This is a genomic window from Streptomyces sp. NBC_00038 (genome assembly GCF_026343635.1).
GTDB lineage: Bacteria > Actinomycetota > Actinomycetes > Streptomycetales > Streptomycetaceae > Streptomyces.
Map to the genome: position 1 here is coordinate 3819109 of NZ_JAPELQ010000001.1, position 20598 is coordinate 3839706.

The 20598-nt window shown below is 70.9% G+C and carries 17 protein-coding genes and 1 tRNA gene; 11 read left to right on the plus strand and 7 right to left on the minus strand.

The genetic code is table 11. The annotated features are described in order from the left end of the window. The first annotated feature begins 125 nt into the window (after window positions 1–125). From OG219_RS17335 to OG219_RS17365, 7 genes are all read left to right on the plus strand, one after another. On the plus strand, window positions 126–1622 hold the full coding sequence (locus OG219_RS17335) for a hypothetical protein (RefSeq protein ID WP_266827558.1): 1497 nt from the start codon (window positions 126–128) through the stop codon (window positions 1620–1622). A gap of 29 nt (window positions 1623–1651) precedes the next feature. Next, window positions 1652–2668, plus strand: coding sequence for a glutamate ABC transporter substrate-binding protein (locus OG219_RS17340; RefSeq protein ID WP_266827560.1), 1017 nt, complete (start codon window positions 1652–1654; stop codon window positions 2666–2668). Window positions 2669–2739: 71 nt separating this feature from the next. After that, window positions 2740–4065, plus strand: a complete 1326-nt coding sequence (locus tag OG219_RS17345) for a hypothetical protein (RefSeq protein WP_266827562.1) — start codon at window positions 2740–2742, stop codon at window positions 4063–4065. Further along, window positions 4062–6596, plus strand: a complete 2535-nt coding sequence (locus OG219_RS17350; protein WP_266827564.1) for a serine/threonine-protein kinase — start codon at window positions 4062–4064, stop codon at window positions 6594–6596. Before OG219_RS17345 ends, OG219_RS17350 begins: the two co-directional genes overlap by 4 nt. Continuing rightward, on the plus strand, window positions 6597–7994 hold the full coding sequence (locus OG219_RS17355) for a PP2C family serine/threonine-protein phosphatase (RefSeq protein WP_266827566.1): 1398 nt from the start codon (window positions 6597–6599) through the stop codon (window positions 7992–7994). 103 nt (window positions 7995–8097) lie between these two features. After that, window positions 8098–9444: a VWA domain-containing protein gene (locus OG219_RS17360; RefSeq protein WP_266827568.1), complete on the plus strand. Its 1347-nt coding sequence runs from the start codon at window positions 8098–8100 to the stop codon at window positions 9442–9444. 73 nt (window positions 9445–9517) lie between these two features. Continuing rightward, window positions 9518–10774 carry an FHA domain-containing protein gene (locus tag OG219_RS17365; RefSeq protein WP_266827570.1) on the plus strand — a complete coding sequence of 419 codons (1257 nt, stop codon included), beginning with the start codon at window positions 9518–9520 and terminating at the stop codon, window positions 10772–10774. A gap of 27 nt (window positions 10775–10801) precedes the next feature. On the opposite strand, the gene OG219_RS17370 is transcribed toward OG219_RS17365, so the two are convergent. Then, complete coding sequence (locus tag OG219_RS17370; protein ID WP_266827572.1) at window positions 10802–11782, minus strand: methyltransferase domain-containing protein; 981 nt, start codon at window positions 11780–11782, stop codon at window positions 10802–10804. A 117-nt stretch (window positions 11783–11899) separates the two neighbouring features. On the opposite strand from OG219_RS17370, the gene OG219_RS17375 reads away from it, so the two are divergent. Further along, window positions 11900–12304 carry a globin gene (locus OG219_RS17375; protein ID WP_266827574.1) on the plus strand — a complete coding sequence of 135 codons (405 nt, stop codon included), beginning with the start codon at window positions 11900–11902 and terminating at the stop codon, window positions 12302–12304. Between the two features lie 28 nt (window positions 12305–12332). Here OG219_RS17375 and OG219_RS17380 read toward each other — a convergent pair whose 3' ends face one another. The 4 genes from OG219_RS17380 to OG219_RS17395 form a co-directional block, all read right to left on the minus strand. Further along, a complete protein-coding gene (locus OG219_RS17380; protein ID WP_266827576.1) occupies window positions 12333–13034 on the minus strand; it encodes a hypothetical protein in 702 nt (233 codons plus the stop codon). Continuing rightward, window positions 13031–13441 (minus strand): thioesterase family protein, encoded by a 411-nt coding sequence (locus OG219_RS17385; protein ID WP_266462056.1) that lies wholly within the window; start codon window positions 13439–13441, stop codon window positions 13031–13033. Before OG219_RS17385 ends, OG219_RS17380 begins: the two co-directional genes overlap by 4 nt. Window positions 13442–13443: 2 nt before the next feature. After that, window positions 13444–15108: an energy-dependent translational throttle protein EttA gene (gene ettA, locus OG219_RS17390; protein ID WP_266827578.1), complete on the minus strand. Its 1665-nt coding sequence runs from the start codon at window positions 15106–15108 to the stop codon at window positions 13444–13446. 131 nt (window positions 15109–15239) lie between these two features. Further along, window positions 15240–15521, minus strand: a complete 282-nt coding sequence (locus tag OG219_RS17395) for a hypothetical protein (protein WP_266827580.1) — start codon at window positions 15519–15521, stop codon at window positions 15240–15242. Window positions 15522–15816: 295 nt separating this feature from the next. Between OG219_RS17395 and OG219_RS17400 the strand changes: the two genes are divergently transcribed. After that, on the plus strand, window positions 15817–16089 hold the full coding sequence (locus OG219_RS17400; RefSeq protein ID WP_266827582.1) for a DUF1876 domain-containing protein: 273 nt from the start codon (window positions 15817–15819) through the stop codon (window positions 16087–16089). A 149-nt stretch (window positions 16090–16238) separates the two neighbouring features. On the opposite strand, the gene OG219_RS17405 is transcribed toward OG219_RS17400, so the two are convergent. After that, entirely contained in the window at window positions 16239–16889 is a 651-nt protein-coding gene (locus OG219_RS17405) for a TetR/AcrR family transcriptional regulator (RefSeq protein ID WP_266827584.1), read from the minus strand. Window positions 16890–16996: 107 nt separating this feature from the next. On the opposite strand from OG219_RS17405, the gene OG219_RS17410 reads away from it, so the two are divergent. Together OG219_RS17410 and OG219_RS17415 are read left to right on the plus strand one after the other, a co-directional pair. Beyond that, window positions 16997–19195 (plus strand): MMPL family transporter, encoded by a 2199-nt coding sequence (locus tag OG219_RS17410; RefSeq protein ID WP_266827586.1) that lies wholly within the window; start codon window positions 16997–16999, stop codon window positions 19193–19195. A gap of 154 nt (window positions 19196–19349) precedes the next feature. Continuing rightward, the gene (locus OG219_RS17415; protein WP_266836125.1) at window positions 19350–20375 is read left to right on the plus strand and encodes a TIGR01777 family oxidoreductase; all 1026 of its coding nucleotides are present in this window, start codon (window positions 19350–19352) and stop codon (window positions 20373–20375) included. On the opposite strand, the gene OG219_RS17420 is transcribed toward OG219_RS17415, so the two are convergent. Continuing rightward, window positions 20337–20409 (minus strand) — tRNA-Arg (locus OG219_RS17420). The two genes, OG219_RS17415 and OG219_RS17420, sit on opposite strands and share 39 nt — an antisense overlap. Window positions 20410–20598 lie beyond the last annotated feature (189 nt).

Sequence of the window (20598 nt, forward strand, 5' to 3'; positions counted from 1 at the left end):
ACAAGATCGAGTCAAGAACTGTGCGGATGTCCGTCCCTGCGGCGATACTTGCGGCCGTGCACCTTCGTCCGTGCTCCCCACGCACGCGACAGAGGTGACAGACGGATGACCATGGGGGAGGTCAAGTGACACACCCGCCGAACGGCAGCGCGGCGCCACCGGGACAGCCGGGAACACCGGCACGCCCGGCCACACCCACGATGCCGGCCGTACCACCGCAATCCGGCCCACCGGCCCCGCAGAGGCCCGGCCCCACGACACCCAGCGCGCCCGCGCACACGCCCCCGCCCACTCCCCCACGCCGCACGGCCTGGGCGGAAGGCGTGGACACCCTGCGCACCGCGGCGACGACGGAACCGGGCCGCCTACGGATCATCGGCGCCGTACTCGCCCTGCTGGTCGTCGCGTTCGGCGCGGTGACCGCCTGGCAGATGACGGACCGCTCGGCCGCCGCGGACGACGTGCTGAACAGCAGCCAGCCGCTGAGCGCCAGCGCCGCCGACATCTACCGCTCACTCGCGGACGCCAACACCGCGGCCTCCAGCGGCTTCCTCGCAGGCGGCCAGGAGACGAAGGCGTCCCGCACGCGGTACGAGGCGGACATCAGGACGGCCGCCGAGAAACTGGTCACCGCCGCGGCCAACTCGGAGCCCGGCTCCCCGTCCGCGGAGACCATCGCCAAGCTGAACAAGCTGCTGCCGGAGTACAAGGGCCTGATCGAGCGGGCCCGCGCCAACAACCGCCAGGGCTTCCCGCTCGGCGGCGCCTATCTGCGGTACGCGAACGCGACGATGCAGGACCAGATGCTCCCGGCGGCCAAGGATCTCTACACCAAGGAGAACCAGCGCCTGGAGGCCGACTACGCCGACGCCACGCCCTATCCGTGGGCCGCGATCGGCCTCGGCGTGCTCGCGCTCGGCGGTCTCGCCTGGGCCCAGCGGCGCAACTACCGGCGTACGAACCGGGTGTTGAACCAGGGCATGGCCGCCGCCAGCGCCGCCTCCGTGGTCGTACTGCTCTGGCTCGTCGTCGGGCACAGCGTGGCCCGGGCGGGGCTGAACGAGTCCTACGACCACGGCGTCCGCTCGCTGAACGTGCTGAACGACGCCCGGCTCGCGTCGCTGAACGCGCGGGGCAACGAGAACCTGACGCTGGTCAGCCGCGGCGCGGAGACCAAGGAGTTGAAGGACGGCACGGTCGTGGACGCCTTCGACTACGACTTCCAGCAGGAGATGGACGACCTCACCAAGAAGCTGGCCGCCGCCTCCGCCCTCGCCGACGACAAGGCGGGCGAGGAACCGGTGGCGGCCGCGACCGGCAACATGAAGGAATGGAAGCTGCGCCACGCGGACGCCCGCGAGGCCGACGACAGCGGCAACTACCAGGCGGCGCTGGACAAGGTGATCGGTTCCAAGAGCGACAAGCCGACGGGCGAGTGCTTCGACGGCGTCGACAAGAACCTGGAGCTGGCGCTGGTGCAGGAGCAGAGCGAGTTCAAGCAGGCGGCGGGCAACGGCCTGGACGCGATGACCGGTCTGCCGGTCGGCGCGGCGGTCCTCGCGGTGCTGGCCGCGGCGGGCGCGGTGCTGGGCATCGGACGCAGGCTTTCGGAGTACCGGTGAGAGGAGGAGCGGTGAGAGGAGGAGCGGCAATGAGTGCACGACGTCTGAGGGCAAGCCTGAAGGGCTGGGGCGGCGTGGGTGCGATGGCCGTCGCCTGCGCACTCACCGCGGTGTTCGCCCTGTTGCTGCCGCTGAGCAGCGCGCGCGGGGACGGCAGCACGGGCATCGGCGGCCAGGGCGTGGGTCAGGGCACCCAGGCGAAGGCCGACGAGTGCACGGACCCGCAGGACCAGAGCCTGACGCCGTCCGCCGTGGACGGCGCGACGATCGACGCCATCAAGAAGCGCAAGGACCCGCGGCTGATCGTCGGCGTCGACCAGAACAGCTTCCGCTGGGGCTACCGCGACCCGAACAACCCGGCCGGCAGCGACCTCGAAGGCTTCGACATCGACCTCGTGCACGCGATCGCCAAGGACATCCTGGGCGACGCGAACGCCGTACAGTTCCGCGCCATCCCCACCAACCAGCGCATCCCCGCCATCCAGAGCGGCAAGGTCGACATGGTGGTCCGCACCATGACGATCACCTGCACCCGGCTCGAGGACGTCGCGTTCTCCGCGCCCTACTTCGAGACCGGCCAGCAGGTCCTGGCGCCCATCAACTCGTCCATCAAGGGGTACGACGAGTCGCTGGCGAACCAGAAGATCTGCACGGCGACCGGCTCCACCGCGTACGACAAGCTGGACGCCGACAAGAAGGCGGGCAAGCTCGTCTCCTCCGCCGACATCACGACCACGGTCCCCAACCAACTCGACTGCCTGGTAAGGCTCCAGCTCGGTGAGGTCGACGCCGTCGTGACCGACGGCGCGCTGGCCGCGAGCCAGGCCGCGCAGGACCCCACGGTCCAGCTCAAGGGCAAGACCTTCACCACCGAGTACTACGGCGTGGCGATGAAGAAGGGCTCCGACGATCTGGTGCGCCGGGTCAACCGGGTCCTGGAGAACTACCGCCAGAGCGGCTGGCAGACGGCGTACGACAAATGGCTCTCCCCGACCCTGGGAGCGGACTCCCCGTCGTCGAATCCGCCCGCACCGCAATACAAGTAGCGGTACAGGCAGCACTAGCAGTACTGGTAGCGGTACAAGTAGCCGACACGGCCGAAAGCGAGAGGTGATCGATGGGCGTCACGGGACCCCCCGGGCCGGTGATGGACCGGGACGAGGTGGACCGTGCGCTGGCGCGGCTCGGCGCAGAGCACGAGGCCATCGAGACCTCGCTCCTCTCCCTGCAGGACCACGCGGGCCGCAGACTCCTCGAAGGCGCCGAGCTCACCGGCACGACCAAGGAACGCTGGTCGGCCGCGGAGGCGTCGATCACCCTGCTGTGGGCGTACTTCGACGCGTACGCCGACGCGTTGCGCTCCGCCCGTGAGATCCGCTCCCGCAGACGCTGGTCCAGCCGCGAAGACCTGTCGGAGCTGACCGAGCTGCTGCGCGGCGCGAGCATCACGGTCGCCGGTTCCGCCACGGCCACCGCGAACGCGCCGACGCTCGTCGGCACCGGCAAGCTCAGCGAGCAGTTCTCGCTGGCCGCGCTCGTGGAGCGGATGAACGAGCTGTACGCGTCCTCGCTCGACATGGTCATCGCCGCCGACGCAGTGTGGTCCGCGCTGCCCGCCCGGATAGATTTACTGGCCGCGGAGCTCCAGCGCACCCGGCGGCTCGCGCACTCCGTCGGTGTACGCCCCGGTGAGCACCCGGCGGGCGACGACCTGGAGCGGATCACCCGCACGCTCACCACGCTGCGCGAGCGCGTGGTGTCCGACCCGCTGGCCTTCTGGCTTCCCGCGCAAGGGAGTTCGGCCCCCGGCGGCGGACGCCCGGACACCACGACGTACGACCACGAGGCGCGCGCCCTGGAGGACGTGCGCCGGGAGATCGACGCCGTGCTCACCGTCCGGCAGGACGCGGAGGCGCGCCTGGTGAAGCTGCGTGACGTGCTGAGCCGCGCGGACCGCACCCTCGCCGAGGCGAGGAGTGCCCGCGGTGAGGTGCTCGCGAAGATCGCCGCGTCCGAGGTGCCCGCGGTCAGCGGCCCGCCGACCGTGCTCCAGGAGCAGTTGGCGACGGCCGCCGAGTACCGCAGACACGCCCAGTGGCATCGCCTCTCGCCGCTCCTTGAAGCGCTGGAGGAGAAGGCGGAGGACGAACTCCTGCGCGCCCGCGAGTCGTTGACCGCGGTCACGCAGCCGCTGGCGGTCCGCGCGGAGCTGCGCGGCCGCCTCGACGCGTACAAGGCGAAGGTCGCCCGGCACGGGCTCGCGGAGGACCCGTTCCTCATCGAGCGCTACGACGCCGCGCGCCGCATGCTGTGGAGCGCGCCCTGCGACCTGCGCGTCGCGGAGGACGCCGTACTGCGCTACCAGCACGCGGCGGCCGACCTGCTCAGCCCGCGGGTGCCCCCGCAGGGCAGTGGGCCACAGGACCGTAGGGGGGACTCATGAGTCAGAAGTGCCAGCGGCCCGGTTGCTCGGGGTCGTACGAGGACATGGGCGGCGGCGAGCTGTACTGCGACACGTGCGGTCTGGCGCCGGTCGTGTCCGCGGGCGGCTCGTTGGGGTCGCCGCCGACCGGGATCACCGCGGGCGGGCGGAGTTCACGGGGCTCGGGCAGTTCCAGCAGCAGCAGTTCGCGGGCGAGTTCCCGTGCGTCGTCGCGATCCTCGCAGTCGCGGCGCTCGGTCTCCGGGCGCCTCTCCCGCTCGCTGTCGGGCTCCACGACGGGCCGCTCGGTGTCGGTCCGCAGCTCGGGTTCGGCCGCCGGTTCCTCGGGGCGCGGCCGGCTCGGTGTCGGCCTGGTCGAGGTGCCGGGCGTGCCGCGCCCCGACCCGCGCGGGATGATCCAGGAGAACCCGGAGGTGCCCGAGCGCAAGCGGTTCTGCTCGCGCTCCGACTGCGGTGCGCCGGTGGGGCGTTCGCGCGGTGAGACGCCCGGGCGCACGGAGGGGTTCTGCACGAAATGCGGCCACCCGTACTCGTTCGTGCCGAAGCTGGCCACGGGCGACATCGTGCACGGCCAGTACGAGGTCGTGGGCTGTCTGGCGCACGGCGGGCTCGGCTGGGTGTACCTCGCCGTCGACCGCGCGGTGTCCGACCGCTGGGTGGTCCTCAAGGGCCTGCTCGACACGGGCGACCAGGACGCGATGGCGGCCGCGATCTCCGAGCGCCGCTTCCTCGCGGAGATCGAGCACGCCAACATCGTGCGGATCTACAACTTCGTCGAGCACCTCGACCAGCGCACCGGCTCCCTCGACGGCTACATCGTCATGGAGTACGTCGGCGGCAAGTCCCTCAAGGAGATCGCCAACGACCGTCGTACGGCGGCCGGGAAGCGGGACCCGCTGCCGGTGGAGCAGGCCTGCGCGTTCGGCATCGAGGCGCTTGAGGCGCTCGGCCATCTGCACAGCCGCAACCTGCTGTACTGCGACTTCAAGGTCGACAACGCGATCCAGACCGAGGACCAGCTCAAGCTGATCGACATGGGCGCGGTGCGCAGGATGGACGACGAGGAGTCGGCCATCTACGGCACGGTGGGCTACCAGGCGCCGGAGGTGGCCGAGGTCGGCCCCTCTGTCGCCTCCGACCTGTACACGGTGGCCCGCACGCTGGCCGTGATGACCTTCGACTTCCAGGGCTACACGAACGTGTTCGTGGACTCCCTGCCCGACCCGGACAACATCGAGGTCTTCCGCCAGTACGAGTCGTTCTACCGGCTCCTGGTGCGGGCCACCGACCCCGACCCGGCCCGCCGGTTCGCCTCCGCGCAGGAGATGGCCGAGCAGCTGACGGGTGTCCTGCGCGAGCTCGTCTCCCTGCAGACCGGACGGGCCCGCCCGGCGCTCTCCACCCTGTTCGGGCCCGAACTCAAGGTCACCGACACGGAGTTGTTCGGGACGCTGGACGGGGATGTGTCGCGGCTCGGGGTGCGGGTGGCTCCGGTGGGGCGCCGGCAACGTGCGCTGCCCGCCGCCAACGGTGGTGGACTCGCCATCACTTCGGGTGCCGCGGCCCCCGTCGACACCGGCAACCTGGTCAAGTCCGTCCAGGCCGCCGCCACCGCACTCGCGCTGCCCGTCCCCCGGGTCGACCCGGGGGACCCCAACGCCGGTTTCCTCGCAGGCCTCATGGCCTCCGCGCCCGCGGAGCTGATCACCGCGCTGCACGCGGCGCCCACCGGCTCCCTCGAACTGCGTCTGCGCGAGCTGCGGGCCCGCCTGGAGATGGGCGAACTGGCCGACGCCGCCAGGGCACTCGGCGCGCTGGAGACGGACCACCCCGACGACTGGCGGGTGGTCTGGTACCGGGGCGCGGCGGCCCTGGCGACCGGCGAGCACGAGATCGCGGCGCTGTCCTTCGACGCGATCTACGACGCGTTCCCCGGCGAACCCGCGCCCAAGCTGGCCCTCGGCGTGTGCGCGGAGGTGCTCGGGCAGCTGGACAACGCCGCCGAGTACTACCGCCTGGTGTGGACGACCGACCCGAGCTATGTGAGCTCGGCGTTCGGCCTGGCCCGCGTGCAGCTCGCCTCGGGCGACCGCCGTGGCGCCGTACACACGCTGGAATCCGTACCGGAGTCGTCGATCCACTACACGGCGGCGCGGGTCGCGGCCGTGCGGGCGCGGCTGCGGCAGCGACTCGCCGAGGAGGCGGCCGCCGCGCCGTTCCTGGAGGACCTGACTGCTGCCGCCGGGCAGGTCGAGGCCCTTGACGGCTACGGTCTCGACGCGGTGCGACGCGAGCAGTTGTCCACAGAAGTACTGGGCTGCGCCCTGGACTGGGTACTCTCCGGGAGCCAGGTTTCCGCTCCGGCCTCCGGCGGCGGACGTGCGCTGCTCGGCAGCGAGCTGGACGAGCGCGGCCTCCGCTTCGGTCTGGAGCGCTCGTACCGCACGCTGGCCCGCCTCGCGACGGGCGGCGAGGAGAGGATCGACCTGGTGGAACGTGCCAATCGTTACCGCCCCCGGACGTGGGTGTGATTGATGTCCCAGATGCCTCAGCCGACGGCCCTTTCGCGGTGCCCCAGTTGCGAGGAGCCACTTGAGGCGGGTGACCGCTTCTGCGGTGCGTGCGGTTACGACCTGTCGGCGGTGCCCGAACCGCCGCAGGACGAGCCCACGATCACCATGAACGGCACGTCGCCGCGCCCTCCTTCGGCCGTCTCCTCCGTGGACTGGCCCGTCGCACCGGAGGTGGACAGCTCCGACACACCGGCGCCGGTGCACCGGGCGACGGACATCCGGGGCACCGACTCGGGCGGCACCGAACTCCCGCGCGCGGCACACGAGTCCGCGGGCGTACGGTTCGACAGGCCGCGCGAGCCGGACGAGTACCCCTTGGCTCCCCCGGCCGAAGCACGGTCCGAAGCCCGGTCGGAGGCTCAGGCCGAAGCCCGGCACGAAACCCCGGCCGAGCCCCCCGCCGACCCGCGCACCGCCGACCTCGCGACACCCCCCGCGGGCACCCGCCTGTGCGTCGCCTGCCGTGCGGGCAGCGTCGACAACGACGGCTACTGCGAGAACTGCGGGCACGCACAGCCACGCGAACGCGACCACATGGAGCAGGAGTTGAGCGCGGTCTCCGCGGTCAGCGACCGGGGCCTGCGCCACCACCGCAACGAGGACGCGTTCACCATCTCGACGACCGCGCTGCCCGACGGCGCACCCGCCGTCGTCGCGATCGTCTGCGACGGCGTCTCCTCGGCGACCCGCCCCGACGAGGCCTCACTCGCCGCCTCCCGCGCGGCGGGTGAGTCGCTGCTCGCGGCCCTGCCGCTCGGCACGCACCCGCAGCAGGCCATGCACGAGGCGATCCTCGCCGCCGCGGAGGCCGTCAACTCCATTGCGGACGCGCCCGCTTCGCACGACGAGCACGCCCCGCACGTGAACGCTCCCGCCTGCACCATCGTCGGCGCCGTCGTCACCCCCACCCTGCTGATCATCGGCTGGGTCGGCGACAGCCGCGCCTACTGGGTCCCCGTCGACCGCGCCTCACCCCCGGCCCGGCTCACCGAGGACGACTCGTGGGCCGCGCAGATGGTCGCGGCGGGCCTGATGAACGAGGCGGAGGCGTACGCCGACGAGCGCGCCCACGCGATCACGGGCTGGCTCGGAGCGGACGCGTACGAACTGGAGCCGCACACCGCTTCCTTCAAACCGGACCGGCCAGGTGTAGTGGTGGTATGCACCGACGGGCTGTGGAACTACGCGGAGGCGGCCGAGGACATGGCCGAGGTCGTACCCCTCGACGCCGCCGAGCGTCCGCTGCACAGCGCGCAGGTCCTGGTGGGCCACGCCCTGGACGGCGGGGGCCACGACAACGTAACAGTGGCCGTCGTACCGTTCCCGGCCCCCTCGCAGGGGGCAGGATCGGCCTGAGGCCGCGAACGGGGAACGGCCTCGGACCGGAGGGGACCGGTCCGAACACAGTCATCACCCCCGTAGTACGCACTATGGGGGCCTTGAGGGGGACAAAGAAGGCATGGCCAATTTCTCGAAGTCGAACGTGCCGCAGTTCTCGGTCGACGTCTACCAGAACGAGTACCTGCCCGACGGCGCCCGCGAGGTCAACGCGATCGTCACGGTGAGCTCGACGGGCGGCGGCACCATCGGAAGCGCGGTCGCCGCGCCGCACCTGTACACCGCCGGGCAGGGCCCGGACGCGGCCGTGGCGATCATGGTCGACTGTTCGGGCTCGATGGACTACCCGCCGACCAAGATGCGGGGCGCCCGCGACGCGACGGCCGCCGCGATCGACTCCGTGCGCGACGGCGTGCACTTCGCGGTGATCGGCGGCACGCATGTCGCCAAGGAGGTCTATCCGGGCGGCGGCCGGCTCGCGGTCGCCGACGCGGCGACCCGCGAACAGGCCAAGCAGGCGTTGCGCAAGCTGAGCGCGGGCGGCGGTACGGCGATCGGCACCTGGCTGCGCCTCGCCGACCGCCTGCTGTCCTCGGCGGACGTGTCGATCCGGCACGGAATCGTGCTCACCGACGGCCGCAACGAACACGAGTCACCCGAGGACCTGAAGGCCGCCCTGGACTCCTGCGCCGGGCGCTTCACCTGTGACGCGCGCGGTGTCGGCACGGACTGGGAGGTCAAGGAGGTCACCGGGATCGCCTCGGCGCTGCTCGGCACCGCCGACATCGTCGCCGACCCGGCCGCCCTCACCGCCGACTTCACGCACATGATGGAGACGGCCATGGGCAAGGAGGTCGCGGACGTCGCGCTGCGGCTGTGGACGCCCGTCGGCACGGAGATCAAGTTCGTCAAGCAAGTGGCTCCCACGGTCGAGGAGTTGACCGGCCGCCGCACCGAGGCAGGCCCGCGCGCCGGGGACTACCCGACCGGCTCCTGGGGCGACGAGTCCCGCGACTACCACGTGTGCGTGGAGGTCCCCTCGGCCGGCATCGGCCAGGAGATGCTGGCCGCCCGGGTCTCACTGGTGATCCCGCAGAGCGACGGAAGCGTCCAGAACCTCGGCGCACAGGGACTCGTACGAGCGGTGTGGACCGACGACATGGCGGCTTCCACGTCGATCAATCCGCAGGTCGCGCACTACACGGGTCAGGCGGAACTGGCACAGGTCATCCAACAGGGTCTGGATGCCCGCAAACTGGGAGATGTCGACGGAGCAACGGCCAAGCTGGGCCGTGCCGTTCAGCTCGCCAGCGCCTCGGGCAACGCCGATACTGCGAAACTGCTTGCGAAGGTGGTCGACGTTGTCGATGCCGCTGCAGGTACTGTGCGATTGAAGGCAAGGGTCGAGGAAGCAGACGAAATGACCCTTGAGACACGGTCCACAAAGACTGTTCGTGTAAAGAAGTAAGCGACCCCGGCTCCCCCAGGAGCTGGAGAAACCCGGCCAAACCGGCCGGAAAAGGAGAGGGGGAAGCGCCGACATGCCGACCTGCCCGAACGGACACCAGTCGGGTTCCGACGACTGGTGCGAGGTCTGCGGTCACCGCATGGCCGGTGCCGTGCCCCCGCCCCCTCCGCCACCGCCGCCCGCGGCCGGCTACGGCTATCCGCCGCCCGGCTCGCCTCCTCCGCCGCCCGGCGCCGGAGGCCCCGGTGGGCGCCCGCATCTCTCCGCCGTGCCCGACCCCGCGCCGGAGCTCTGCCCGCAGTGCCGTACGCCCCGTGAGGGCGCGGCGCCGTTCTGCGAGCAGTGCCGTTGGAACTTCCTGACCAATACGGCGACCTCGTACACGCCTGCCGCCCCGCGCCCGCAGGGGCCCGCGCCCGGGGCTCCTGGCGGTCCCGGAGGCCCTGGCGGCCCCGGGGGCCAGAATCCGGCGCAGCGGTTCCAGCAGGGACCGCCCACCGGAGCCGGTCACGGTCAGGACCCGTTCGAGTACCAGAGCTCGCGGCCCTCACAGATGAACCGCCCCGCCGAGCCGATTCCGCCGGGTCCGCCCGGCCCGTACGGCGGCGGCCCCTCGCCCTTCGGCGGCGACCCGTCCCGCCCGCTCCCGCCGCCCCCCGGGCCCACGCCCGGCGGCCCCGGCGCCCCGCAGGCCTTCACCCAGCAGCCGGCCTCCCCCGGATACCCCCAGCAGGGCGCCCCTCCGCAGCCCGGCGGCCCGTCCTTCGGCGGCGGTGACGACGACTGGGTGATCTCCCCGCCGTCGGCTGGCAGCCCCGGCGGACCGGGTACACAGGCCGGTCCCGGCCCGGCCCAGGGCGGCGGCTACGGCTACCCGGGGCCCGGTACGACCCAGGCCCCGCCCGGCCCGTCGTACCAGCAGTCGCTCAACTGGACGGCGACGATCGGTCCCGACCGCGAGTACTTCATGGCGATGATGCAGCGCTCGGGCCCCGAGGCCGCGGGCCTGAACCTGCCCGCGTACTCACCGGAGCAGCAGCGCCCGCTCACCGGCAACCAGATGACGATCGGCCGCCGCCGGCACTCCACCGGTGAGTCCCCCGACATCGACCTGTCGGTGCCCCCGGAGGACCCGGGCGTCTCGCACCAGCACGCGGTCCTGGTCCAGCAGCCGGACGGCAGCTGGGCGGTCGTCGACCAGAACTCCACGAACGGCACCACGGTGAACGGCGGCGAGGAGCCCATCCAGCCCTTCGTGCCGGTACCGCTCCAGGACGGCGACCGGGTGCACGTGGGCGCCTGGACGACGATCACGATCAGGCGCGGCTAGGGCCTGGCCGACCGATCACGGAGGGCGTCACGGCAGCGGCCAGGTGTACGGCCCCTCGGGGTCGTCCAGCCACGCCCACACGCGATTGCCGCTGACCGTGACCCCGTACCGCTCGCGCACCGGCTGCTCCTCGCGCTCCCACAGCGCGTAGGCCTCGTTCGGGTCCAGGCTGCCCGCGGTCAGGGTCAGCAGGAACCGGAACAGCTCGTGGCTCCTGGCCCAGGGCGGCAGCCCGCCCAGGTGCGGCGGCTCCGGCTCGGGCCGGGTGTCGCCGCGCAACGGCACGAAGTAGGCGGGCGTGTGCAGGAAGCGCCCTTCGGCGTACTGGCCGTCCTGCACGCGCAGCACGATCAGGCCGGTGGCCAGCGGCGCGAGGATACGGGCGCCGGGGTTGCACTGGGGCAGCCAGGCCCGCGGGACCGAGGTCAGCGTGCAGGTGGCGATGATCCGGTCGAAGGGGGCGCGCTCCGGGACTCCGCGGGCGCCGTCTCCGGTGACGACGGTCGGGTGGTACCCGGCGACGGCCAGGTGGCGGCGGGCGGACTCGGTGATCTCGGGGTCGAGGTCGACGGTGGTCACGAGCGCGTCGCCGAGCCGGTGGGCGAGCAGAGCCGCGTTGTACCCGGTCCCGGCCCCGATCTCCAGCACGGTGTCCCCGTCCCGCAACTCCAGCTCGGCCAGCATCTTCGCCATCAGCGAGGGCTGGCTGCTGGACGAGAGCAGCTCGCCGTCCCGAACCCGGGTGGCCAGCGGGGCGTCCTCGTACGCGCCGCGCAGCCAGCTTTCCCGGGTCCTGGGGTCGGGGTCCTCGCCCCACACCCGCTCGAAGCCGCCCACGGCCCCGACGTAGTAGTACGGCACGAAGAGATGGCGCGGCACCTCTTCGAACGCCTCCCGCCAGACCGGATCGGTGTCCCAGGCCCCGCTTCTGTCGATCTCACGCACCAGCGCCGCCCGCGCCGCGATGGCGAGGTCGTCGGGCTCCTGGTCGAGAGCGTGCGCGCTCATACCTCCACTGTGCTGCGGGAGGCGCCGGGAGGCGAGCGCCGGGCCCTCTCGACGGGTGGCCTCCATGGTGGTCCTAAGCCTTGAGTCCTCCGTCACCCCGTCTGAGACCATGGACAGGTGAAAGAGATCCGGCGCGGCACGCTTCAGGAGCAGACCTTCTACGAGCAGGTCGGCGGGGAGGAGACCTTCCGCCGCCTCGTGCACCGTTTCTACGAGGGGGTCGCGGAGGACCCGCTGCTGCGGGCCATGTATCCCGAGGAGGACCTCGGTCCGGCCGAGGAGCGCTTCACGCTGTTCCTCATCCAGTACTGGGGCGGCCCCACGACGTACAGCGAGAACCGCGGCCACCCCCGGCTGCGGATGCGCCACGCCCCCTTCGCCGTCGACCAGGCCGCGCACGACGCCTGGCTCAAGCACATGCGCGTCGCCGTGGACGAGCTGGGCCTCTCCGAGGAGCACGAGCACACGCTCTGGAACTACCTGACGTACGCGGCGGCTTCGATGGTGAACACGGCCGGCTGACCCGCTCCGGGCCAGGGCGCCTTGGGGGTCAGCGGACGCTGACGTCCAGGGCCCCGAGTCCCGCCCTGCGTACGGCGATCGACCCGTACGGCGTACGCAGCCGCAGCCACGCACCGGACGAGTACAGCCCCAACGGGCTCTCGCCGGGGGCTACTTCGCGTCCCGGGCTGCCGGGTCGCAGGAATCCCAGGGACTGCGCCGCGTGCGCGGCCCGTACCGGCAGGTCGGTGTCGCCGACCGGCCGGGACCAGATCTCCCGCCCGATCCGGTCGAGTTCGGCACGCGTACGCCGCTCCACCGCCAACTCCTGCGTACGGAGCCGGAATTCGGCCACCGCTGCGGCGACCATCGCCCGTACGGCGTCCGGCGCGGGCAGCCCCGGCTCCTGCTGCCAGCCCCGGCGGGGCGGCAGCACTCCGGCCCACGGCGGCCCGGTGACGGCCCCCGGGACGGATGCGGTGGCCGCCGACTCGTCGACGGACTCCAGGAGTTCACCGGCCGAGACGGTCGCGTCGAGCAGGACGTCGAGCCCGTTCTCGTACGGCTTGGCGAGGCGCGCCGTGCGGATCGCGAGGACCTCGAACGACGGCGGGCGCCCGAAGACCGCGAGCGTGGTGCCGGACGCCTGGAGGCGTACGGCGGCGGCGCGGTCGTAGTGGATCAGCCGGGCGAGGAAGGCGGCGAGGTCCGCCGCCTCCCCCTCGTCGGCGAGGTGCAGCAGTGCCGTCATGCGGCGACGGCCTCGTCCTTGTCGTCGCGGTACTCCGCGAGGAACTCCCGTTCCTCCGCGGTGAGTCGGCGCGGCCGCTGGGCCTCGAAGTCGAACGGCACTATCACCGTCGCGGCCCGGACGTACACCTGGTCAGGGTCCTTGACCTCGTAGGTGATCGTGAACGACGCCGCCCGGATCTCCGTGATCCACAGCTCGATGTCCACCGGCGTGTGCCGGTGGACCAACTGCCGCTTGTAGTCGATCTCGTGGCGCGCCACCACAGACCCCTGCTTGAAGTCCTTCTCCGGGCGGAACAGGAAGTCGATGCGTGCTTCCTCCAGATAGCGGAGGAAGACCACGTTGTTGATGTGGCCGTACGCGTCCATGTCCGCCCAGCGCAGTGGGCAGTGGTAGATGTGCCGCAAGATCAGCCCCGGGTCAGCTTCTTGTAGGTGGCACGGTGCGGGCGCGCCGCGTCGGCACCGAGTCGCTCGACCTTGTTCTTCTCGTACGACTCGAAGTTGCCCTCGAACCAGTACCACTTCGACTCGCCCTCGTACGCGAGGATGTGCGTCGCGACCCGGTCCAGGAACCAGCGGTCGTGGGAGATGACCACGGCCGCACCGGGGAACTCGAGCAGCGCGTTCTCGAGCGAGGACAGGGTCTCCACGTCGAGGTCGTTGGTGGGCTCGTCGAGGAGCAGCAGGTTGCCGCCCTCCTTGAGGGTCAGCGCCAGGTTCAGGCGGTTGCGCTCACCACCGGAGAGGACACCGGCGGGCTTCTGCTGGTCCGGGCCCTTGAAGCCGAAGGCGGACACATAGGCCCGCGACGGCATCTCGACCTGACCGACGTTGATGTAGTCGAGCTCGTCGGAGACGACGGCCCACAGCGTCTTCTTGGGGTCGATGTTGGCGCGGCTCTGGTCGACGTAGCTGATCTTGACCGTGTCGCCGATCTTGATCGCACCGGCGTCGGGGGTCTCAAGGCCCTGGATCATCTTGAACAGCGTGGTCTTGCCCGCGCCGTTCGGGCCGATGATGCCCACGATGCCGTTGCGCGGCAGGGTGAAGGACAGGTCGTCGATGAGGACCTTGTCGCCGAAGGCCTTGGAGAGGTTGTTGACCTCGACGACGATGGAGCCCAGCCGCGGGCCCGGCGGGATCTGGATCTCCTCGAAGTCCAGCTTCCGCATCTTGTCGGCCTCGGCTGCCATCTCCTCGTAACGGGCGAGGCGCGCCTTGGACTTGGTCTGCCGGCCCTTGGCGTTGGACCGGACCCACTCCAGCTCTTCCTTGAGGCGCTTCTGGCGCTTCTCGTCCTTGCGGCCCTCGACCTTGAGGCGGGTGGACTTCTTCTCCAGGTACGTGGAGTAGTTGCCCTCGTAGGGGATCGCGCGGCCGCGGTCGAGCTCGAGGATCCACTCGGCGACGTTGTTCAGGAAGTACCGGTCGTGAGTGACGGCGACGACGGCGCCCGCGTACTTCGAGAGGTGCTGCTCCAGCCAGTTCACCGACTCGGCGTCGAGGTGGTTGGTGGGCTCGTCGAGGAGGAGCAGGTCCGGGGCCTCGATCAGCAGCTTGCAGAGTGCGACGCGGCGCTTCTCACCACCGGAGAGGTTGACGACCGGCCAGTCGCCGGGCGGGCAGCCCAGCGCGTCCATGGCCTGCTCCAGCTGCGCGTCGAGGTCCCAGGCGTTGGCGTGGTCCAGGTCTTCCTGGAGCTTGCCCATCTCGTCGAGGAGCGCGTCGGAGTAGTCGGTCGCCATCAGCTCGGCGACCTCGTTGAAGCGCTTGAGCTTGCCCATGATCTCGGCGGCGCCGTCCTGGACGTTCTCCAGGACCGTCTTGGACTCGTCGAGCTTCGGCTCCTGCATGAGGATGCCGACGCTGTAACCGGGCGACAGGAACGCGTCGCCGTTGGACGGCTGCTCCAGCCCGGCCATGATCTTCAGCACCGTGGACTTACCGGCACCGTTGGGACCCACCACACCGATCTTCGCGCCGGGCAGGAAGCTCAGCGTCACGTCGTCAAGGATCACCTTGTCGCCGTGCGCCTTGCGCGTCTTGCGCATCGTGTAGATGTACTCAGCCAAGAGAAACCGTCCGGACGCTTGAAATCGGCAGTGGGCAGATACACCCCATCTTGCCTGACGGCTACCCCTCGGGGGAAACGCGTATCACCGGGGGGTCCGTGACCTGGGGCCCGTGACCTGGGCCGACCGCGTCAGGCCCTTCGGAACAGGTACATGCCGACGATCTCGCCCTTGATCGCGACCTGCTGGCTCGATGAGAACCACTTCTCCTGAGTCTCCTCGCCGAGCTGGATGTAGACGTACTGAGCGGTGTGGAGCGACCAGCCCTCGTTCTCGATCCGTGAGAGCAGGTCTGTCGCAGGGAACGCACGAGGCGTCACGCCGCCCGCGCCACGCCGCTCGATCTCGGCCTCGAACCAGCCGTCACCCCGCTCGAAGGCCCTGCGCGCGTGTTCCACCAGTACGAGGTCCACGGCTACGGGGCCTGAATCTGCGGGGTCTGCATCTGCGAGGCCTGTACCTGCGGGGTCCGCATCTGCGAGGCCTGTACCTGCGGGGTCCGCATCTGCGAGGTCCGCACCTACGCGGTCTACGACCTCCACTCCACGTCGGTTCTGCCAACGCTTCCGGATCCCCACGCCCGCCCCCACTCGTCAGCCCTCGCCCCTCTTCGGTCGAGGCTAGGGCCTGACGGGACGTTCACTGCCCTGAAGGAGGACACTCATAGACAGGGGACCGTCGACGGGCGGGGACCCGGAGGTGATCGTGATGACGCAGACCGCTGTCGGATGGCACGTGGAGCTGGAATTCGAGGAAGACGCTCACCGCACGCGCGCCGCCGCACTCGTGCGACTCCCGGACGGAAGCGAGGTGCGCGCCCACGGGTACGCGAGCCGCCACCCCTCCGACTCGAACCAGCCGCGGGTGGGCGAGGAGGTCGCGGGAGCCAGGGCGCTCAACGAACTGGCGATGAAGCTGCTGACCAAGGCGCACGACGAGATCGACGAGGAGTCGGGCAGGACGTCGCATCCGTTGACGTGAAGTGACGTGAGGTGACGTGACGCGAGCCGGGCCCAGCAGTCGGCGCCGGCCAGTGGGCGCCGGACCGGGCAGTCGGCGGCCAGTGGGCGCCGGACCCGGCAGCCGGCGGCCGGCGGGCGCCGACACCCGCTGCGATGCGTCGCCCGCACCTACCGCGTAAGCCCCGCGACGATCGCCGTAAGCGTCCGCTCGACCACGACGTCACGCTGGTCCGCCGGCAGCCGGGCCAGCGGGCCGTCGAGGATGAGCAGCGAGAGGCCGTGGACGCCCGACCATGCGGCGACCTCGGCCGCGGGCCGGTTCTCCGGCCGCATCCGGCCCGCCGTGACCAGCACGTCGAGCGCCTCCGAAAGCTGCGCGAACGCGGCGAACTCCGGCCTGTCCTCGGGGACTTCGAGGCCGGTGAAGTCGTCGTCGTCCTCCCCCGATGTGCGGCAGAAAGCGGTGCGATACAGCCCTGGGTGCTCGATCGCGAACCGTACATACCCGCGCCCGATCGCCTCGGTCCTGCGCACGGCCTCCTCACCCGGATCGTCGAGTGCGGGCAGTGCACGTACGGCCTCGACCATCGAATCGGCGAGCGCCAGCTGGCCGCGGGTCTTCACGGCCTCCAGGAGATCCCCCTGGCCGCTGAAGTGGCGGTACGCGGCGGTGGGCGACACGCCGACGCTGCGGGCCGCCTCGCGCAGCACGACACGTTCGGGGCCGCCTTCGGCCGCGAGTTCGAGGGCGGCCTCGATCAGCGCGTTGCGCAGGTCGCCGTGGTGGTAGCGGGACTTGCCGTCCGTGATCGATCCCATGACCCCATCCTGCCCGAAGTCGAAGTGGCCGACATCTTGAAGTTGACGCCGTTAACATCGTGTGCCATCGTCAATGTTAATAGCGTAAACATCAAGAGGTGAAGACCATGTACGACCGGATTTCGGAGCTTGCCCTCCGCAGGGGGCGGCTCGTACTGATACTCACCGCGGTGGCCGTGGTCGCCATGGCCGCCATCGGCGTCGGGGCGTTCGGCAAGCTCCTGGGCGGCGGCTTCGAGGATCCGAGCGCGCCCTCGACGCGCGCTCAGCAGCTCATCGACGAGAAGTTCGGAGGGGAGAGCAACCTGGTCCTGCTGGTCAAGGCCGACGGCGGCGACATCGGCTCCGGCGCCGCCGAGCGCGCCGGCTCCGCCCTCACCTCGGACCTCAAGGGCGAGCCGACCGTGGCGAACGTGATCTCGTACTGGGACACCGGCGCCTCCTCGCTGACCTCCCGGGACGGGAACGAGGCGCTGGTACTGGCCCACATCAAGGGCGACGAGACCGAGCAGGCCGACAACGCCTCGGCGATCATCGACGAGTACACCGGCGACCGCGACGGGCTGACCGTGCAGGCGGGCGGAGCGGCCGCGGTCGGCAACGAGATTCCCAGCCAGGTCGCCAAGGACCTCGCGGTGGCCGAGGCGATCGCCGTGCCACTGATCCTCATCCTGCTCGTAATCGCCTTCGGCAGCGTCGTCGCGGCGCTGATTCCGCTGGTCATCGGGCTGATCGCGATCGTCGGCACCTTCGCCGAGCTCTACGTCCTCGGCAGCCTCACCGACGTGTCGGTGTTCTCCATCAACCTGACCACCGCCCTCGGCCTGGGCCTGGGCATCGACTACGCGCTGCTCATGATCAGCCGGTTCCGCGAGCACCTCGCGGAGGGCGCCGAGGTCCCCGACGCACTCCGGCAGACGGTACGAACGGCCGGCCGGACCATCACCTTCGCCGCGGCGACCGTCGCCATCGCGCTCTCCGCCCTGCTGGTCTTCCCGCAGTACTTCCTGCGCTCGTTCGCCTACGCGGGCATCGGCGTCGTGGTCATCGCGGCCGTCAGCGCCCTGCTGGTCGTACCGGCACTGCTCGCCGTGCTCGGCCACCGGGTCAACAACGGCCGGCTGCCCTGGGCGAAGACCGTGCGCAGCGCCGAGGCACCGCTCTGGGGCCGGCTGGCCCGCACGGTCATGCGCAGGCCCGCCCTGACCGCGCTGCCGGTCCTCGCGATCCTGCTGCTCGCCGCGAGTCCGCTGCTCGGCGTCGTCTTCGGCACGCCGGACGAGCGGGTGCTGCCGGAGAGCGCGCAGAGCCGGCAGGTCGCGACGGCGGTGCAGAACGACTTCACCGGCAGCGACGAGTCGGCGGTGCAGATCGTCACGACCGGTCCCGTGGCCCCGGCCGAGCTGAGCGCGTACGCGACCGACCTGTCGCGGCTCGACGGCGCGGCCCGCGTGGAGACCTCCGCCGGCACCTTCAGCGACGGCCGGTCCACCCCGCCCGGCCCGGCGGCCGCCGCACTCGGCCGGCCCGACGCCCAGCGGATCACCGTGGTCAGCGACCTCGCTGCCCACTCGGACGAGGGGCAGACCCTGGTCAAGGACATCCGGGCGCTCGACCCGCCCGCCGGGACCGAGGCACTGGTCGGCGGCAACGACGCGCGGCTCATCGACGCCAAGGACTCGATCGCCGACCGGCTCCCGTTCGCCATCGGCCTCGTGGCGGGCACCACGTTCGTGATCCTCTTCCTCTTCACGGGCAGCGTGGTCCAGCCCCTGAGGGCGCTGGTCCTCAACGGCATCAGCCTCACCGCGGCGATCGGCGTCATGGTGTGGATCTTCCAGGACGGCCATCTGTCCTCCCTGCTCGGCTTCACGCCGCAGCCGATGGACACCTCGATGACCGTGCTGATGTTCTGCATCGCCTTCGGGCTGTCCATGGACTACGAGGTGTTCGTGACCAGCCGGATCAAGGAGCTGCACGACGCGGGCGCCGACACGGAGACCGCCGTCACCAGCGGGCTCTCGCACACCGGCCGCATCGTGACCATGGCAGCCGGCCTGCTCGCGGTGAGCTTCTTCGCCTTCGGCACGGCCAATGTCAGCTTCATCCAGATGTTCGGGCTCGGCAGCGGCCTGGCGATCCTGATCGACGCGGTGGCCGTACGCGGGGTCCTGGTCCCGGCGGCCATGCGACTCCTTGGCCCTGCGGCCTGGTACGCGCCGAAGCCGCTGCGCGCGGTGCACGAGCGGCTGGGCATCTCCGAGGGCGGACCCGTCGAGGAGACGCGGACACCGGCCAAGGTCTGACCCTGTTCGCGCAGAGGCTCGGCCGGGTTCTCCCGGCCGAGCCTCTGCGCGTGGCCCACTCTTGCGTTCGCCACACTTTTGAACATGTTCAATTATCTGGGCTAAGCTCATCCCCAGGGGCCTTTCAGGCCGCCACACGCCAAAGGGGAGCCCGATGAAGGTAGTCATACCCGGAGGTACCGGGCAGGTGGGAACGATCCTGAACCGCGCGCTGACCGCCGCGGGCCATGAGGTCGTGGTCCTGACCAGACACCCGACGCGCGACCACGAAATCCGCTGGGACGGCGAGACCCTGGGCCCCTGGGCCGAGGAGATCGACGGCAGCGACCTCGTCATCAACCTCGCCGGACGCAGCGTCAGCTGCCGCTACACGCAGGCCAACCTGCGGGCGATGATGGATTCGCGCGTGCTCTCCACCCGGGTCGTCGGTGAGGCCATCGCGGCCGCCGGGCAACCTCCCCGGCTCTGGCTGCAGATGAGCACCGCCACCGTCTACGCCCACCGGTTCGACGCACCCAACGACGAGGCGACCGGCCTGATCGGCGGCACCGAACCCGGCGTCCCGGACTACTGGGCCTACAGCGTCGAGATCGCCAAAGCCTGGGAACGTACGCAAGAACAAGCCGAAACCCCGCACACCCGCAAGGTCGCCCTGCGCTCAGCCATGGTCATGAGCCCCGACCGCGGCGGCGCCTTCGACGTCCTGCTGCGGCTGGCGCGACTCGGCCTCGGCGGCCCGGTCGCGGGCGGCGCCCAGTACGTGTCCTGGATCCACGACCACGATTTCGTCCGCGCCGTCGAATTCCTGGCCGCCCGGGACGACCTGGCCGGCCCGGTGAACCTCGCCGCCCCCACCCCACTCCCGCAGCGCACGTTCATGCGCGCCCTGCGCACCGCGTGGGGCATCCCCGTGGGCCTGCCCGCAACCAAGTGGATGGCGGAACTGGGCGCGTTCGCCCTGCGCTCGGACACCGAACTCCTGCTGAAAAGCCGCCGAGTCACCCCCGGCCGCCTACTCGAAGCAGGCTTCACCTTCGCCCACCCCCAGTGGCCGGAAGCCGCCGCCGACCTCACGCGCCGCAAGCACGACGCCCCCACCCCAACCACCAAAAAGCCCTCCCGAAGGGAGGGCGGAGACTTGCGCCCCCGGCAGGACTCGAACCTGCGGCCAAGCGCTTAGAAGGCGCCTGCTCTATCCACTGAGCTACGGGGGCCGGGTGTGGTGGCCTGTGTCCTGGTGCCCGGGTGTGGGCTGATCCCTGACCTTGCCGGGACAAGGATAGGGCTCCCGAATCCCTGACCCGCTCGCTTCGCCTCCGTGGCTCGATGTGGAGGTTCGGTGAAGCGGTCCTGATAATCGCAGGCGGGTACGAATCGTGCACCGCTTTTGGCGTCTCACGCAT

Bases quoted from the DNA above. Each gene is read 5' to 3' on its own strand.
- OG219_RS17340 (WP_266827560.1), top strand. From the start codon at position 1,652: ATGAGTGCACGACGTCTGAGGGCAAGCCTGAAGGGCTGGGGCGGCGTG.
- OG219_RS17345 (WP_266827562.1), top strand. From the start codon at position 2,740: ATGGGCGTCACGGGACCCCCCGGGCCGGTGATGGACCGGGACGAGGTG.
- OG219_RS17350 (WP_266827564.1), top strand. From the start codon at position 4,062: ATGAGTCAGAAGTGCCAGCGGCCCGGTTGCTCGGGGTCGTACGAGGAC.
- OG219_RS17360 (WP_266827568.1), top strand. From the start codon at position 8,098: ATGGCCAATTTCTCGAAGTCGAACGTGCCGCAGTTCTCGGTCGACGTC.
- OG219_RS17365 (WP_266827570.1), top strand. From the start codon at position 9,518: ATGCCGACCTGCCCGAACGGACACCAGTCGGGTTCCGACGACTGGTGC.
- OG219_RS17370 (WP_266827572.1), bottom strand. From the start codon at position 11,782: ATGAGCGCGCACGCTCTCGACCAGGAGCCCGACGACCTCGCCATCGCG.
- OG219_RS17380 (WP_266827576.1), bottom strand. From the start codon at position 13,034: ATGACGGCACTGCTGCACCTCGCCGACGAGGGGGAGGCGGCGGACCTC.
- OG219_RS17400 (WP_266827582.1), top strand. From the start codon at position 15,817: ATGACGCAGACCGCTGTCGGATGGCACGTGGAGCTGGAATTCGAGGAA.
- OG219_RS17405 (WP_266827584.1), bottom strand. From the start codon at position 16,889: ATGGGATCGATCACGGACGGCAAGTCCCGCTACCACCACGGCGACCTG.
- OG219_RS17410 (WP_266827586.1), top strand. From the start codon at position 16,997: ATGTACGACCGGATTTCGGAGCTTGCCCTCCGCAGGGGGCGGCTCGTA.
- OG219_RS17415 (WP_266836125.1), top strand. From the start codon at position 19,350: ATGAAGGTAGTCATACCCGGAGGTACCGGGCAGGTGGGAACGATCCTG.